The 17,023-nt window shown below is 34.2% G+C and carries 15 protein-coding genes and 1 tRNA gene; 9 read left to right on the forward strand and 7 right to left on the reverse strand.

Annotated features, from left to right (window positions below; all coding sequences use genetic code 11):
- Positions 1–438, reverse strand: coding sequence for a GNAT family N-acetyltransferase (locus ZPR_RS00060; RefSeq protein WP_013069529.1), 438 nt, complete (start codon positions 436–438; stop codon positions 1–3).
- A 67-nt stretch (positions 439–505) separates the two neighbouring features.
- Entirely contained in the window at positions 506–940 is a 435-nt protein-coding gene (gene rpiB, locus ZPR_RS00065; protein ID WP_013069530.1) for a ribose 5-phosphate isomerase B, read from the reverse strand.
- A gap of 1,205 nt (positions 941–2,145) precedes the next feature.
- Here rpiB and rnr point away from each other — a divergent pair.
- The 3 genes from rnr to ZPR_RS00085 are packed head-to-tail and all read left to right on the forward strand — an operon-like array spanning position 2,146 to position 5,778.
- Positions 2,146–4,350 (forward strand): ribonuclease R, encoded by a 2,205-nt coding sequence (gene rnr / locus ZPR_RS00075; protein WP_041578426.1) that lies wholly within the window; start codon positions 2,146–2,148, stop codon positions 4,348–4,350.
- Positions 4,351–4,368: 18 nt separating this feature from the next.
- Positions 4,369–5,043 (forward strand): head GIN domain-containing protein, encoded by a 675-nt coding sequence (locus ZPR_RS00080; RefSeq protein ID WP_013069534.1) that lies wholly within the window; start codon positions 4,369–4,371, stop codon positions 5,041–5,043.
- Positions 5,044–5,073: 30 nt separating this feature from the next.
- Positions 5,074–5,778, forward strand: coding sequence for a LysE family translocator (locus ZPR_RS00085; protein WP_013069535.1), 705 nt, complete (start codon positions 5,074–5,076; stop codon positions 5,776–5,778).
- A 169-nt stretch (positions 5,779–5,947) separates the two neighbouring features.
- Here the strand turns inward: ZPR_RS00085 and ZPR_RS00090 are convergent.
- The 4 genes from ZPR_RS00090 to ZPR_RS00105 all read right to left on the reverse strand — a co-directional run bounded on the left by ZPR_RS00090 (position 5,948) and on the right by ZPR_RS00105 (position 8,492).
- A tRNA-Cys gene (locus tag ZPR_RS00090) sits at positions 5,948–6,018 on the reverse strand.
- A gap of 54 nt (positions 6,019–6,072) precedes the next feature.
- Positions 6,073–6,429 carry a dihydroneopterin aldolase gene (gene folB / locus ZPR_RS00095; protein ID WP_013069536.1) on the reverse strand — a complete coding sequence of 119 codons (357 nt, stop codon included), beginning with the start codon at positions 6,427–6,429 and terminating at the stop codon, positions 6,073–6,075.
- A gap of 25 nt (positions 6,430–6,454) precedes the next feature.
- A complete protein-coding gene (locus tag ZPR_RS00100) occupies positions 6,455–7,210 on the reverse strand; it encodes a DUF4397 domain-containing protein (RefSeq protein ID WP_083759705.1) in 756 nt (251 codons plus the stop codon).
- On the reverse strand, positions 7,200–8,492 hold the full coding sequence (locus tag ZPR_RS00105; protein ID WP_013069538.1) for an APC family permease: 1,293 nt from the start codon (positions 8,490–8,492) through the stop codon (positions 7,200–7,202). The genes ZPR_RS00100 and ZPR_RS00105 overlap by 11 nt, the downstream gene beginning before the upstream one ends.
- A gap of 309 nt (positions 8,493–8,801) precedes the next feature.
- Between ZPR_RS00105 and ZPR_RS00110 the strand changes: the two genes are divergently transcribed.
- The 4 genes from ZPR_RS00110 (at position 8,802) to ZPR_RS00125 (ending at position 11,562) form a co-directional block, all read left to right on the forward strand.
- Positions 8,802–10,481: a glutamine--tRNA ligase/YqeY domain fusion protein gene (locus ZPR_RS00110; protein ID WP_013069539.1), complete on the forward strand. Its 1,680-nt coding sequence runs from the start codon at positions 8,802–8,804 to the stop codon at positions 10,479–10,481.
- A gap of 128 nt (positions 10,482–10,609) precedes the next feature.
- A complete protein-coding gene (locus ZPR_RS00115; protein ID WP_013069540.1) occupies positions 10,610–10,984 on the forward strand; it encodes a YtxH domain-containing protein in 375 nt (124 codons plus the stop codon).
- A 5-nt stretch (positions 10,985–10,989) separates the two neighbouring features.
- Entirely contained in the window at positions 10,990–11,346 is a 357-nt protein-coding gene (locus ZPR_RS00120; protein WP_013069541.1) for a phage holin family protein, read from the forward strand.
- Positions 11,347–11,562 (forward strand): DUF6327 family protein, encoded by a 216-nt coding sequence (locus ZPR_RS00125; protein ID WP_013069542.1) that lies wholly within the window; start codon positions 11,347–11,349, stop codon positions 11,560–11,562.
- A 90-nt stretch (positions 11,563–11,652) separates the two neighbouring features.
- On the opposite strand, the gene gltX is transcribed toward ZPR_RS00125, so the two are convergent.
- Complete coding sequence (gene gltX / locus ZPR_RS00130; RefSeq protein WP_013069543.1) at positions 11,653–13,170, reverse strand: glutamate--tRNA ligase; 1,518 nt, start codon at positions 13,168–13,170, stop codon at positions 11,653–11,655.
- Positions 13,171–13,657: 487 nt separating this feature from the next.
- Here gltX and ZPR_RS00135 point away from each other — a divergent pair, with 487 nt between their 5' ends.
- Together ZPR_RS00135 and ybeY are read left to right on the forward strand one after the other, a co-directional pair.
- Positions 13,658–16,588 carry a hypothetical protein gene (locus ZPR_RS00135; protein WP_148211635.1) on the forward strand — a complete coding sequence of 977 codons (2,931 nt, stop codon included), beginning with the start codon at positions 13,658–13,660 and terminating at the stop codon, positions 16,586–16,588.
- A complete protein-coding gene (gene ybeY / locus ZPR_RS00140; RefSeq protein ID WP_013069545.1) occupies positions 16,581–17,021 on the forward strand; it encodes an rRNA maturation RNase YbeY in 441 nt (146 codons plus the stop codon). Before ZPR_RS00135 ends, ybeY begins: the two co-directional genes overlap by 8 nt.
- The last annotated feature ends 2 nt before the right edge of the window (positions 17,022–17,023 follow it).

A 17,023-nucleotide genomic window follows, 5' to 3' on the forward strand; every position in this document is an offset into this window, starting at 1 on the left:
CTATTTTTTCATGGCAATGTGCGGGATACCATCTTCCAGGTATCCTTCGCCTTCACTTTTAAAACCATGACTTTCATAGAACTTGATTAAATATTGCTGTGCGGAAAGTTTTATATGATCTGTATTAAACCGATCTTTAATCGCTTTTATGGATGTGGTCATAATTTGGTGACCATAACCATATTTTCGCTGCTCCTGTTTTACGACCACACGACCAATCGAAGCTTCTTCAAAATAAAAACCTTTATCAAAACAGCGGGTATAAGCAACCATTTCACCATTATGTTTTCCTATAATATGTAAAGCTTTTTCGTCCTTTCCATCAATATCCTGGTATACACAATCCTGCTCTACCACAAAAACTTCAGCTCTCAATTGTAAAATATGATATAATTCGCTTAAGCTAAGTTGGTTGAATTTTTTTATACTTATTTCCATTATTTATCTTTAAAAAAATATATCCCGATTTTTTATAAAACCGGGATATAGCAAAATAGTTTATTAATTACTGGCAGGGAATCTTATCAATCCTCTTTTGGTGTCTTCCCCCTTCAAATTCAGTATTTAAAAAGATCTTTACCATATCTACCGCCTGTTGTGTCGACACAAAACGTGCGGGAATACTTAAAATATTAGCATCATTATGCGCTCTTGATAATTTAGTGATTTCACCGGTCCAACATAATGCACAGCGTATTTTCTGGTGCTTATTAGCGGTCATACTGGCACCGTTACCGCTACCGCAAATAATAATTCCAAAATCTGCTTTTCCGCTTTCAACATCTTCTGCAACGGGATGTACAAAATCGGCATAATCTACACTATCATCTGTATTCGTACCATAATTTTTTACTTCTATACCGGCTTCGTTTTCTAAATATAGCTGAATAAGATTCTTATACTGCGTCCCGGCGTGGTCATTACCAATGGAGATTTTCATAATACTGGTTTTATTAACTACATACAAAGGTATAAAAAGTGCTTATTAACCTACGAATATTGCATTGTTAATTACTTTTAAAACATCCTTTATTATCAGCGTTTTACAATTGACAACAACATGTGGATAACCTTTGATGAGAAAATAAAAACCTAATTTGTTTTATTGATTAAAAATTACAATACCAGCTATAGAAGCATATATCCAAATTATAAGTGGGTTATTTCTCTTCAAGTTTTCAGCAATCAATAACAGGTTATAAACAACCGATGAAATTTAAAGTTTCAAGATTTTATATGTTAATTGAAAATTTTAAAATTGTTAAGTAAAGCTTAAAAGTATAAGAAGATCAATAACTTAAGATTTTAATCACCTGTTGATAAGTTGTTATCAAATAATCACAAGTCAAATTCCAAATTATTCATCAGAATTTTATTGCACAAATTAACACGCAATCATATACCATCATTTAAGTTTAAAAAAAAAGAAAAGAAAAATAATAGATATATATAATGTGAATAACTATTAAAGATTAAACGATACGAAGATGATTGTTACGTCTAAAAGTTTGGTCTAAAATTTTTTTTGCTTTAGTTAGATGTGATTTATGAATATAAAGTTTAATCCCACCCAATGCAAATGAAGATAAAGGAATTAGATCGATAAGTGTTTCATTTTTAATGTAATAGATAATATTTTCATTATCTAAAAGATGTCTAACCACATGACATTCGTAGGTATATGTAAAACTTTGTAGGTAAATATAATCTTTCATGAACCTGATTGATAGGTACTTAAAGATACATTTTATTTATTAATTGTAATAGGTAATTTTATGCTGGCCGGAAGTTTGTGTAGGATGTAGCTGGGATCTATGATTTAATGACTTGTTGATATAAGTAAAAAATCCAATAACCCCAAGTAGAAAAATGAGGAAAAATAACAGAAAAAATCTTCTTGATTTGGAGGCTAACAACTTCATTGGTTTAAAACTAGCTAAAATTCTCTCTGAAAATTAGATTACAAATTTAAGAAATTATTAAGATAACTATAACATTTTTAACGTTATAAAATAAAGTTTATTTTATCCCAGAACCGTTAAATTTTGACGGTTTTAGTAAATTTTATCGAAATCACTTAACAAAACTTTACATTCATTTTCATCTAAAATCAGTTATATACACTAATTTTACCGGTATATGAGAATGAAACGAAAGAAAAAAAACAATAAATCCAGTGCAAAACTGGGAAATCTTGATAAAAAGATTACAGATATCCTGCGAAAGGATGCAGGTAAAGCTTATAATTACAAACAAATTGCATCGAAGTTAGGTGTAGACGATCCGAGCAGTCGAAACCAAATTACCAAAAAATTAGCTCAATTAGCTGCAAAAAAAGAAATTAACCAGGTTGATCGTGGTAAATTTATGATAGAAAAAGGAGCTAATTACTACACAGGCGTGCTCGACATGTCGAGCAAAGGATACGGATTTGTAATTGTAGACGAATTTGAGGATGATATTATGATTCCTCAACAAAACTTAAATTCCGCTTTTCATGGGGATGAAGTTGAAATTTATGTTTATAAACATCGACGTAGAAAAAAATCTGAAGGAGAAATTACCAGGATCATCAAACGTAAACGAACCAGTTTTGTAGGGGTGTTGCAACTGAAGAAGGACTTTGGTTTTGTAGTAGTCGATGATCCTAAAATGTATACCGACTTTTTTGTTCAGAAAAATAAGTTGGGAGAAGCGCAGGATGGGGATAAGGTTTTGGTAGAATTTGATGACTGGCCAAAAAAAGCCGATTCTCCTTTTGGAGTGATTACCAGAGTGCTGGGTACTCCAGGACATCATAATACAGAAATACATTCGATTTTAGCGCAATACGGCTTACCGGCAGATTTTCCTGAAGAGGTGGAAGAATTTGCTAATAAAATCGATACTTCAATTTCAGATCAGGAGATTAAAAAGCGTCGTGATATGCGCGATGTGCTCACTTTTACCATAGATCCAAAAGATGCCAAGGACTTTGATGATGCTTTAAGCTTTAGAAAACTTGACAACGGAAATATAGAACTGGGAGTTCATATCGCCGATGTTTCACACTATCTGCAACCTGATACTATTTTAGATCAAGAAGCCTACGATCGTGCGACTTCGGTTTATTTGGTAGATAGGGTAGTACCGATGCTTCCTGAAATTTTATCAAACGGCGCCTGTTCCCTACGACCAAATGAAGAAAAATATACGTTTTCTGCGGTATTTGAATTAGATAAAAATGCTAAAGTAAAAGATCAATGGTTTGGTAGAACGGTGACTTATTCTGATGCCAGATTTGCTTATGAGGAAGCACAGCATATTATCGAAACCATGGAAAATAAAATTCCGGAAGATATTTCTATTCGTGAAGAAGGTTCCTATACGGTGGATAATGCTATTGTAGAAGCTGTTTTAGAATTAGATCGTTTGGCAAAGAAAATGCGATCGGTAAGAATGCGTGAGGGTGCAATTTCCTTTGATAAGGTAGAAGTGAAATTTCATTTAGATGAAGAAAATGAACCTATAGGGGTATTCTTTAAAACTTCTAAAGATGCTAACAAACTTATTGAAGAGTTTATGCTCTTGGCCAATAAAAAAGTAGCGGAATTTATAGGAAAGCAAAAACCTAAGAAAACTTTTGTTTATCGATGCCACGACGAGCCCAATGAAGAGAAATTAGCGTCTTTACAAACCGTTGTAGGTCGCTTTGGTCATTCGCTTAATCTAAGTGACAGAAAAAGCGTTACGAGCTCTCTAAATAGCCTTTTAAAGAATGTACAGGGTAAAAAAGAACAAAATCTTGTAGATACGCTGGCAATTCGTACCATGAGTAAAGCTTATTACGGAACAGAAAATATAGGGCATTATGGTTTAGCTTTTGAGTATTATACTCATTTTACTTCACCAATTAGGCGTTATCCGGATGTGATGGTACATCGTTTGTTACAACAGTATCTGGATGGTGCAGCATCAGCCAGTGAAGATGTTTACGATGAAAAATGCCATCACAGTAGTGAGATGGAAAATCTTGCGGCGAATGCCGAGCGGGATTCCATAAAATACATGCAGGTGAAGTTTATGCAGGATCATCAAGATGAAGAGTTTCTTGGGGTAATTTCTGGAGTGACCGATTGGGGAATTTTTGTGGAGATCGAACAAAATAAATGTGAAGGAATGATTCGTTTAAGAGACTTATCAGACGATCATTACGAATTTAATGAAGAGCATTATGCTGTGATTGGCCGAAAAACCAAAAAGGTATATCAGCTTGGGGACGAGGTGTATGTAAAAGTTAAAAATGCCGACCTGGTGAAACGTCACCTGGATTTTACCATGTTGGGATTAAAAGAAGATTTTAAAGGATAGTTTTTAATAATTGTAAAAATGAAAAATTTATTAATTATTGCTTTTATGGCTTTTGGATTCGCTGTAAATGCGCAGGAAACAAAACATGATCTTGCCGATTTTCAGAAGATTTTCGTGTATGATGGTTTGCCGGTAAAACTGGTACGATCTGATGAAAATAAAGCGGTAGTAACCGGAGAGAGTAGGGAAGATGTTGAATTTGATATCGAAAATGCGACCTTAAAAATTAAATTAGGGATTGATAACATTTTTGATGATGACGATGATACTCAGGTGTTGCTTTATTATAAAAGTATCGACGAAGTTAGAGCAAAGCAAAATGCTTCAGTGATGATAGCTGACAAAATTAATGCTGAATTTTTCACGTTGGAAGCTCAGGAAGGGGCTGATATTACTGGAGAATTTGAGGTGGATAATTTAATTGCTCTTATAAGAAGTGGAGGAGAAATAACACCCTCAGGAAACGTAAAACATCAGGAAGTGAATATTAATACCGGAGGAAAGTATTATGCTAAAAATCTTCAATCTGATTATTTAAACGTAGATATTAAGGCAGGCGGTGTAGCCGATGTTACTGTTTCTGGAAAAGTAACCGCTAAGGTTAGGGCGGGAGGTACCGTAAACGTTTATGGTGATCCCGAAGAGATCGATAAAAGCACTTTATTTGGTGGTAAAGTCGTGAGAAAAAACTAATCTTTTATTTTTGCACTCTAAATAAAGCTTATGCTACATGATATTTTAGCAGCCATGCCATTAGGCTTATTTCTGGCTTTTATGTTAGGACCGGTATTTTTCGTATTACTGGAAACCGCAGCCATAAAAGGATTTAGGGCAGCTATATCTTTTGATTTAGGTGTAATAATAGCAGATACCGTTTTTTTATTTATTGCTTATCTAAGTACAACTAAATTACTGGAAAGAATAAAAGACGATCCTGCATTGTTCATTTTTGGAGGTGTAATTCTTACCACTTATGGTATCATGACTTTTATCCAAACCAAAAAAGCATTGCCACAGGAAGAAGAAAGTCCGGATATTCGTAAACTCGGCAAAAGTGACTATCTGGGATTGGCATTAAAAGGTTTTTTACTTAATTTTATTAATGTTGGTGTACTTGGTTTCTGGTTGGGATTAATCATTGTTTTTGGTCCGCGATTAGAAATGGATGGTAATAGAATCCTTGTGTTTTTTAGTACTGTTTTAATCACTTACCTAATTGTTGATATCTTTAAGATTTTACTCGCCAAAAAATTAAACCGTAAACTCACTCCGGGTAGAATTTACATCATGAAAAAAGGTATTAGTGTGATGTTAGTGGTCTTTGGTATTGTATTGATATCACAGGGTGCATTTCCAGGTGAAGTAAACGAAATAAGGGAACAAATCGACAATATTACTCCGGGAGAAGGCATAGGCTTTTTCGAATAAAATGAAATAATTAGTCCTACTGAAAATCTAATTTTTATCCCTGATCCAGGTTCTAAACAAAGAATTATTTTTTAACAAATGCCTCATGATCTTGCACTGAGTTAATTTACTGAAAATAATAGCTATAAAAAAAGGCTTTCCATCAATATGGAAAGCCTTTTGTTTGTAGAGGCATCGAGCGGATTCGAACCGCTGTACATGGTTTTGCAGACCACTGCCTAGCCACTCGGCCACGATGCCCTTTTATTAGGGAACGCAAATGTAATAAAAATTTTAAGTTCTAAAACTAAAAATCTATCTGGATTTACTTCTGGTTACGCTAACCATTGCCACATTGCCTCCTATTGGAGGATTAATTTTTGATACTGAAACGGTTACCTTTTGTACCAATATAATTTCTTTTAGTACCCGATTGTTAATTCGTTCTGCAACACTTTCTAAAAGTTTAGAACGTAAAGCCATTTCTTCTTTCACAATGTTATTTAAATGAACGTAATCGATGGTATCTGCTAATTCATCAGATTTTCCCGAATTAGAGAGATCGCCCTTTACTTTAAGATCAACACTATAATCACTTCCTATCTTTCCTTCTTCCTCCAAACAACCGTGATAAGCGAATACCTTGATATTTTTTAATTTTATACTTCCCAAAATTATTTTTTTGTAAAAATAAGGTTTAAAATTTTTTCTTGGGTGTTTCGCCGGTAACAACTTTTAAGCTATCAATATATTTTCCTTCGATGCCCATAATAAAGCAAGTATATAACTTTTGAGATTGAATAGCGAGTTGTTCTTGTGCTACGTTTACTTTACTTCCTTTTAATTTCCAGTTCACTTTTTGCTGAAGTGGCAAAAGCGCTTTTGTCTTGGAAACTTTGGGATAGGTAAGTGAAGACAGTGACACTGTTTTTTTATCTGAAGTGGCTACTGCCGAAATCTCTTCTACACCGGCAGCTAAATGAACCCATCTTATTTTTGCTTCGTCTTTACCGCATTCAAATTCATCGTTCAAAATTTTGAATTGCGGTAAATTTCCGTTTGGCATCGTCGCTTCTTCACCTTCTACAATTTCGTGTAATTTTGTTTTGCTGGTTTTTTCATTGGTAGTGGGATTTTCCTGTAAAATTCCATAAAGCATCAAAGTATAAACTCCGCTGTTACCAATACCTACTTTTTTCTTTAACAATGACTGGTTTTCAGCTTTTACTTCTACTGTATAAGTTCCAGAATTTATAGATTGATAATCTGTTAATTCGGTATACTTCAGTTGTTGTTGAAGAGTAGATTCACCATCTTTTGTAAAGATAATTTTTACCGGGCGATCAGTGAACATAAACTGTCCTATGCGTAATTTTGAAGGTTTTTGTTGAGAAGAATGACAACTAAAAAGCAGTAGCATTCCCATGAATAGCGTTATAAATTTAGTTTTCATCTACCTGGGCTTTTTGTTGTGTTTTTTCTTTCTTCTTCAGTAAGTAGGGTCTTCCCATAATGATAAGTAACACCACGGCTAAAATTCCGCCTAGGGCAACGGGTTTAGAAATCACCAATCTAAAAATTAAGGCTACTCCCACTAGAATCCCAATGATAATGCCCATTAACGGGATCCATTTTCGTTTTTCAGATTCGCGATAAGCAATCCAGTTTACAATCCCAAAGGTAAATAAGAAGGCCAAACTTGCTGCTTCTACCAATGAACTCAACGAGCCTACAATAGCTAAGGTCCCGGCTAAAGTACCTAGAACAATGATCGATCGATCGGGTACATCGTTTTTATTGGTGTGATCAAACCAGGAAGGAAGTTCGTTTTTAGAGGCAATACGTTTGGATAAATTGGCCGTGGAAAATAGAGTGGAATTGATGGCTGCGGCTGTTGCAAATCCTGCAGCAACCGTCATTACTATAAGTCCGGTTTTTCCAAAAGCCGATTCGGCCGAAATGGACAAAGCAATTTCTTTAAAACTAATCATAGACGTAGCACCACCCACCATGGTTGCTCCTAACGCTACTACCGCATAAAGGATGACCACAAATATGACAGCGCTCATTAAAGTAGGCATAAAGCTCTTTTCAGGATTTTTAATTTTATCGTATTCGTAGGTAAGTAGCTGAAAGCCTTCGTATGCCATAAATATGGAAGCTCCTCCAATTAAACTTGACCAAATAGGTCGAGGACTGATTCCCGCGGTAAGTTGAGAGGTGTCCCAATTGGCCAGTCCGTAAATGCCTAAAGCCAATAATACTAGTAGGTTCACCGATACGATAATAATCTCTACATTGGTCAGTTTTCCTACTCCGGCTAAATTCAATAAAATTAAAGCGATGACAATCCCGGCGGCAAGTAAACGCATTAATAAAGGATTGCCATGAAAAGCAAACGATAGGTAATGTCCAAAAGCATAAGCGTAAACCGATATCGTTAAGACATACCCGATAATTAACAACCAGCTGAGGTTTCCGGCCATTTTTTTATCGTTTACTTTTTCCAGAAATACAAAGGCACCGCCTTCTTCGTGAAATTTATTAGTTAGGAACACATAACTATAGGCTGATGGTATGGCGATTAGTCCTGTAAGGACAAAAGCGAGCCAGGTCCACTGTGCCGAAACGGCAATGACAACACCCAGCACGGTGTATATACCACCGCCTACCATTCCACCTGCGGCAAGTGCCCAAACTGATAACGGATTTAGTTTCGAGGAATTATTGCTCATCTTAATACAGGTTTTAAAGATGGAATAATAGAGGTTTTGTAGTAGTTCATCATTATTTTTTTTGCTCTTATAAAATTAAAGAATATCGATGTGAAGAACTTTGTATAACTTAGGTTTAGGTTTATTTTAACCCAATTAGTTCATTCCGGTTAGTCTCCAGTGAATTATAAATCAGGAAACTTATCTAAGATTTAGAGACGTGATTATGGGATTATACTTTTAAAGAATGATTATTTTTTATTTTCTAATTGTTTTACTCCTGCAAGGCGATTTTATTTTTGATAACTTTGCTTTTTTACAAGAAAAATTATGGCGGAAGAAAAGAAGTCTCTAAATTTTATTGAGCAAATTATAGAAGAAGATCTAAAGGCAGATTATAAAAGGGAAAAACTGATGTTTCGTTTCCCACCAGAGCCTAATGGCTATCTGCATATTGGGCATGCTTCTTCTATTTGTTTAAATTTTGGTTTGGGAGAAAAATATGATGCTCCTGTAAATTTAAGGTTCGACGATACCAATCCCATAAAAGAAGAAAAGGAATTTGTTGAAGCTATTAAGAGAGATGTGGAATGGCTTGGCTATAAATGGGCTAAGGAATGTTATGCATCAGATTATTTTCAGCAGTTGTACGATTGGGCGGTAGAAATGATTAAGAATGGCGATGCATATGTAGACAGTCAGACTTCTGAAGACATTGCGCAGCAAAAAGGAACACCAACACAGCCAGGTACAGAAAGTCCTTACAGGAATCGTAGTGTAGAGGAGAATTTGGATTTATTCGAACAAATGAAGAATGGAGAAACTCCTGAAGGTGCTCATGTGCTTCGCGCTAAAATCGATATGTCCAGTGGTAATATGTTAATGCGGGATCCTATTATGTATCGATGTGTTCATAAACCACATCATCGTACGGAAGGGGAATGGAAAATCTACCCAATGTACGACTGGGCACACGGGGAAAGCGATTTTATCGAGCAGGTTTCCCATTCTTTTTGTACCCTGGAGTTTTTACCGCATAGAGAGTTGTATAACTGGTTTATTGCCAAAGTAAGTAAACCTGGAGAGTTTATCCCAAAGCAGCGGGAATTTGCGCGAAGAAACCTTAGCCATACAGTGGTAAGTAAACGAAAACTGGCACAACTTGTAGAAAAGGGAATTGTAGAATCATGGGATGATCCCAGGATGCCAACCATCTCTGGGTTAAGAAGACGTGGATATACTCCTGCCGCTATTAAAAATTTTGCTGATTCTATTGGTGTTGGGAAGCGTGAAAATATGATCGATGTAGCGCATTTAGAATTTTGTGCACGTGAAGATCTAAATAAAATCACACCCCGTGTAATGGGTGTTCTAGATCCTGTGAAGTTGGTAATTACTAATTATCCTGAGGGAGAAGAAGAGTGGTTAGAAGCCGAAAATAATCCGGAAGATGAAACCGCGGGTACAAGACAGGTTCCCTTTAGCCGCGAATTATATATCGAGAGAGAAGACTTTAAAGAAAGTGCAAATCGTAAGTTCTTTAGATTAACTTTAGGTAAGGAAGTTCGTTTAAAGAATGCCTATATTATTAAAGGAGAAGATGTAGTTAAAGACGAAGAAGGTAATATTCTGGAAATTCATTGTACTTACGATCCCAAGAGTAAAAGTGGTAGTGGGACTGAAGAGTCCTTAAGAAAGGTAAAAGGAACATTGCACTGGGTTTCTATAAAGCATGCATTAAAAGCTGAGGTTCGTCTTTATGATCGCTTGTTTACAGAAGAAGCTCCCGATGGAGTAAAGGATAAGGATTTTCTTGAATTTGTAAATCCCAATTCTTTAAATACTATTACAGGTTTTGTTGAACCGAGTTTAAGTACTGCTGAAGAATTAGAGAAATTCCAGTTCCAGAGAATAGGTTATTTTTGTATTGATAGAGATAGTACTAAAGATCATCTGGTTTTTAATAGAACAGTGGGTTTAAGAGATAGTTGGGCCAAAATGCAAAAGTAAATTTTGGATAAGTGCTTGTTTAAGAATATTTTAGTATTGGTAAAATACATATTAACCGGTTATTAACAGGGCTTAAGCTGTTGATACCGTATATTTGATAGAAAGTATTAATCAAAAACTTATTTATTATGGCAAATACAGGAAGCACATTGTTAGCATTAGTAACTGGCGCAGCTATTGGAGCTGGAATTGGGTTATTATATGCTCCTGATAAAGGTGAAAAAACAAGAAAGAAACTTAAGAAAGATGCTTTAGACGCACAGGATCGTTTTAATAAGAAATATAACGAAACAGCTTCTAATCTAACAGAGAAAGCTAAAAAAGCAAAATTTGATTTTGAAGAAAGATTAGAAGAAACACTTTCTAATGCGAGCCATAAAGCAGATGATATCCTTTCAGCAATGGAATCAAAATTAGAAGAATTGAGAAAACAAAACGCGAAGTTACAAAAGGAAGTTAAGAAGGAAGAGGCTGAAACTAAAGCGAATAAAGTAGTGGTATAATATTTATGGCGTTTGAAAAACTAAGTAATAGTATAGACGAACTTAATGACAACGTTAGGGCATTTACGCATAGTAATGCTGAATATTATAAACTTTTAATATTTAAACAAACAACAAAGTCGGCAATATTGCTGGTGATGTTTTTGATTGTAGCTTTTGCGCTAAGTACTGCCGTGGCTTTTTTATCCCTTGGGGTTGCTTTTGCAATTAGTGCTGCCTTGGATCAACCATCTTCTGGATTTTTTATAGTCGGTGGTTTTTATTTGGTTGTGATTGTTTTATTTGTGATATTCGGAAAAAAACCGCTAAGCAAGTTTATGCTTAAGAAGTTTTCACGGGAAATTTTTAATGAAGAGAATTAAATGAAGCAGTATACCAGTTTTGAAGAAATAGACAGGGATCTGAAAATTTTAAAACTTCAGGCTCAAATCGATAAGGAAGAAATTAAACTAACGATAGAGGAAGTGAAAGATTCTTTATCTCCACTTCGTATTGTAGGAAATACTATTGGCGCAATAATGCAAAAAGCAATCGTTTTAAAGGCTGTAGCGAAGATGTTTGGAATAAAACGTGTATAACCTTACCTAATTTAAGAAACTCGCTTAAAAGATATTAAAAAGGCTTCTAATTTTAGAAGCCTTTTCTTTTTTTTATTACATACTCAAATGTTAGCGAAGCGTTTCATTAGCTTTTTTAATTCGTGCTATCGTTTCGTGTTTTCCAATAGCTTCAGATATTTCAAAAAGATCTGCTCCCTGTAAGGATCCTACTAAAGAAATTCGATAAGGTTGCATTATTTTACCAAAACCTATTTCTTTTGCGGTAATCCAGGATTTTACTTTTTCAGCAATTATATTGGCCTTAAAATTTTCAATGCCCTGTATCACTTCTATAAGTTCAGTCATTAAAAGATGGGTATCTTCTTCCCAGGCTTTTTTGGTATTTTTAGGATAGTATGAAGTAGGGGAGGTGAAAAAATAAAATCCCTGCTCCCAAATGTCTTCGATAAAAATGGCCCTTTCTTTTACCAATTCTATAACATGTTTAGTATATTCTTTAGTAGCTTCAATTTCTTTCTTTTTTAAAATGTCTAAAAATTGTTCAGCTATAAAATTATTATCGGCTTCCTGTAAATAGTGTTGTTGAAACCATTTGGTTTTCTCAGGATCAAATTTTGCGCCGCCTTTATGAACACGTTTAAGATCAAAAGCTTTTGTCAATTCTTCTAGTGAAAAGAATTCCTGTTCGGTTCCCGGGTTCCATCCCAAGAAAGCTAACATGTTGGTAACGGCTTCCGGGAAATAACCATCTTCGCGATATCCAGCAGAAATTTCTCCGCTCTCTGGATCTTTCCATTGCAAAGGAAATACTGGGAAACCTAATTTGTCACCATCACGCTTACTCAATTTGCCTTTACCCTGAGGTTTTAGAATAAGTGGTAAATGCGCAAATTTTGGAGCAGCCCATCCAAAGGCACGGTAAAGCATAAAGTGTAGAGCTAATGAAGGTAACCATTCTTCACCGCGAATTACATGAGAGATTTTCATTAAATGATCATCTACGATATTGGCTAAATGATAAGTTGGCATGCCGTCACTTTTATATAGTACCTTATCGTCTAATATATTCGTATCGATCTCCATATTTCCCCTAATTTCATCTGAGATTTTTAAGATTTCATCTTTGGGAGATTTAAAGCGCACTACGTAATGTTCGCCATTTTCAATTCTCTTTTTAACTTGCTCTTCCGGTAGTGCTAAAGAATTATCAAGCTTTTCACGATTATGCCAGTTGTAAATAAAAGTTTTACCTTCTGCTTCGTGAGATTTTCTATGCTTATCTAAATCCTCTGCGCTATCAAAAGCATAATAAGCATTACCGCTTTCAATTAATTTATCTGCATAGGCTTTATAAAGACTTTTACGCTCACTTTGGCGATAAGGGCCGCAATCTTTTTCTTTTCCTGGTCCTTCGTCATATGGGATGTTACACCAGTTTAAAGAATCAATAATATATTTTTCAGCGCCTTCAACATAACGGTTTTGATCGGTATCTTCAATTCTTAATATAAAGTCACCGCCATGTTTTTTCGCAAACAAGTAATTGTATAAAGCTGTTCTTACTCCGCCAATGTGTAAAGGCCCTGTTGGGCTAGGTGCAAATCTTACGCGTACGTTAGAAGACATAATTGGTTTTATTTTTGTAGCAAAGATACAACCTAATTTATGCAATCCTAAAATATGTGATCTTTCGATTTGGGTTATTGTTGAAATTTTAATCTGCTGTTATTTATGATGAATATTACTTACATTTAGGCAAATCAATAGGATAGAGAATTTGAGTGGAATTTTAAAGGAGGAATTTCTTTAAATTGTTGATGTCCATCCTTTAAAATTAGTCGCGTAAACCGGGAAGTGAAGATAGAATTTTATGGCAGAGTTTGAAGCAATTAAAAATCAATTACAGTCTTTTATCAGAAAATATCAATTAAATCTTCTGATTAAAAATACTGCGTTGTTTATTTTAATCGGATTATTATTTTGGCTGCTTCTAGTGCTTTTTGAGAATTTTATTTGGTTTGATACGAGTGTAAGATTCTTACTTTTTCTTTTTTTTATCATTGTTGAATCCGCCTTATTAATTTTTTTTATCGGCTTACCGCTTATAAAATTTTTGGATATAAGACGTGGAATTTCTGATAGAAAGGCCGCTGTACTTATTGGAGACTATTTTCCTGAAATTGATGATAGGTTGCTAAATTTGATAGAATTAAAATCACAAGATAATTCTGAATTTCTACAAGCTGCTATTCATCAGAAGTCTTTGGAATTAAAATTCTATAATTTTAAAAATGCGGTAAGTTTTGGTGAATATTTAAAATACGTACTGTCCGCTGGAGTTCCTTTATTGTTAATTTTAGCTTTAATGATTAGCGGAAGAGGGGATTGGTTGTTTAGTTCTTTTGACCGCTTAAAAAATTATGATCAGGTCTATGAGAAACCAGCTCCTTTTAGTTTTGTACTGAAGGAAGAAAATCTTAGAGTTATTGAAGGCGAGGATTATAATTTAGAAGTTAATGTGGTGGGGGATGAAATTCCAGGTCAGTTAAAGATAATATTTAAGGATTCAGAATATTTCATGAGGCAGTTGGAACCAGGCCGATTCACTTATACTTTTAAAAATATTACTAAAAATCAGGAATTTAGACTTTTAGCTAATAATATAAGTTCAAGAACTTATAATTTGGCCATTATTGCTATACCTGAATTGGTTAATTTTAATATTGAAATTGTATATCCTAACTATTTGGGTCTTGAGGATGAACAAACAAACGGAGAGGGAAATCTAACTATTCCTGAAGGAACATGGCTTAAATGGAGGTTTGAACATAGAAATACCGAGACGGTCAATTTGGAATTTTCTGATACACTGGTAAGCGTAAAGAATAGTTTCGAAAGTCGCTTTTTGCAATCTGTAAATTATACCTTATCAACTTCAAATTCTTTTTTAAAGAACTATCAACCTCTTTCTTTTCGGTTGGAAATTATAAAAGATAAATCGCCATCAATACAGGTTGAGGAAAAAGTGGATTCATTGAATCCATCTTTAAAGTATTATGGGGGTAAGATTAGTGACGATCATGGAATCTCTGGTTTAATGTTACGTTACAGAGAAATAGGAGAGGAGAGCTTTCAATCTGAATACATTAACTTTAGTGCAGGTACGATTAGTCAATTTTATGTTTCTTTTCCGGGTGATTTGGATTTAAAAGCTGGAAGGAATTACGAATATTTTTTTCAGGTTTTTGATAACGATGCCGTGAATGGTAGAAAGTCCGCTTCATCATCATACTTTACCTATTATAAAAAGACTGCTGAGGAAATCCGTGATCAAAATTTACAAGGCCAGAAGGAGAACATTGGTAATTTATCTGATGAATTAGATAAGTTTAAACAAGAGGATCAATTAAATAATTTACTGAATGATGAGTTGGAAAACAAAGATTTTGATTATGAGCAGCAACAAAAGTTAGAGAGTTTTATTAAATCTCAGGAGCGTGAAAATGCTTTAATGAAAAAGTTTTCCAAGAATATTAAAGATAAATTAGACACTGAAAATCTTGAAAATGACAAGGGGAGACGGCTTAAAGAGAGACTGGAAAATACTGAAAATAAGCTACAGGATAATAAAGCCTTATTAAATGAATTAAAGGAATATTCAGACAAGATTCAAAATGAAAACTTGCAGCAAAAATTACAGGAATTATCCAAAAACAAAAATTCTTCTAAGCGTAGTTTGGAGCAGTTAGTGGAGTTAACAAAGCAATACTATGTAGAACAGAAGTATAATCAATTAGTAGATAAGTTGGATAATTTAGGAGATGATCAAATAAATTTAGATAAATCCGGAAAATCCCAAAAGGAAATTGATGAGAAATTTGATGATATTCAAAGGGAACTGGATCAGCTGGATAAAAAGAATGGTGAACTAAAACGTCCAAAATCTCTAGAACGTAATAAAGAGGCAGAATTAGATATTCAAGAAAAATTAGAGAATTTAATTAATACTTCTGGATCTGCAGAAAGGGAAAAGAAAAACAAGCAGGATAATACGGGTCACAAAATGAAAGAGCTCGCGAAAGAAATGAAGCAAAGTTCTGCCAATATGGATATGCAGACCTTAGAAGCAGATATTGAATCGCTGAGAAAGGTTCTTGACAATTTGGTTATTTTTTCCTTTAAGCAAGAAAATTTAATGAATGCTTTTCGTGATATAAATACCGGTAGCCCGGAATTTTCTTCTCAGCTTAAAGAACAATATGTCCTAAAAGAAAATTTTGAGCATGTAGATGATAGTTTATTTGCTTTGGGGTTAAACAATCAATTTATAGCTGAAAAGGTTTTTGAGTTTTTGGAAAATGTGTCTTTTAATTTAATTAACTCTTTAGAAGAATTAGCTGATCTGCGTCTTTCCAAGGCACTTTCTTCCCAACAATATACAATTACAGGAGCGAACGATTTGGCGGTGTTATTGAATGAAATTTTAGATAATATGAATGATCAAATGAATTCTTCTGGAAGTGGAGGGGAGGGAACAGGTCCACAATTGCAGGATATTATTGAGAAGCAGCAAGATTTAGGGAAGCAATTAAAAGAACAAATGGGTAAAAATATGAAAGGAGAGGGCCAAGAAAATACTGACGAAGGAGAGCATTCTAAATTATTTGAAATCTATAAGCAGCAGGAGGAAATTAGAAGAAATTTAGAGCGTATTCTGAAGGAAAATGATGAGCATCTTAATGATTTAAATCAAGACTATGATGAGCTTGAAAAAGATATTTTAAATAATGATATTAATCAAAATTCATTAAATACCTTAAACAAGCTTAATCAAAAGATGCTTAATCTAAAAGAATCTTTAAACGAGAAAGGAGAGCGTAACGAGAGGGAAAGTAAAACAAGTATGCGCGATTTTGATAATCAGTCTCCTAAAAACAATATAGAGATTAAAGATTATTTTAATAGCATTGAGATATTAGATAGACATAGCTTACCTTTGCGGCCCAATTTGAAACAACGCGTTAATACTTATTTTAATGATTAATCAAGACGGTATTATTAATTTTTATTCTGAAAATGACTTTGATATAATTGAGAAGGAAGTCTATAAAAAATGGATAGAACGTGTAATTTCTTCGGAAGGAAAACGACTTGGAGAGATAAGTTATATTTTTTGTGATGATGATTATTTGTTAGATATTAATCAACGTTTTTTAAATCATGATACGTATACAGATATTATTAGTTTTGATGATTCTATTGGAAATCTTTTAAACGGTGATATTTATATAAGTACTGAAAGGGTGCGTGAAAATGCGCTTGAATTTAATGAAGATTTTGAGACCGAATTAAAAAGGGTCTTAGTTCATGGTATATTGCATTACTGTGGTTATAAGGATAAATCTGATGAAGAGGCTATGCTAATGCGAGAAAAAGAAAGTGAGAAAATTAAATTGTTCCACGTGGAACAATCATAAAT

This window comes from Zunongwangia profunda SM-A87 (assembly GCF_000023465.1).
In the GTDB taxonomy this organism is placed as follows: domain Bacteria; phylum Bacteroidota; class Bacteroidia; order Flavobacteriales; family Flavobacteriaceae; genus Zunongwangia; species Zunongwangia profunda.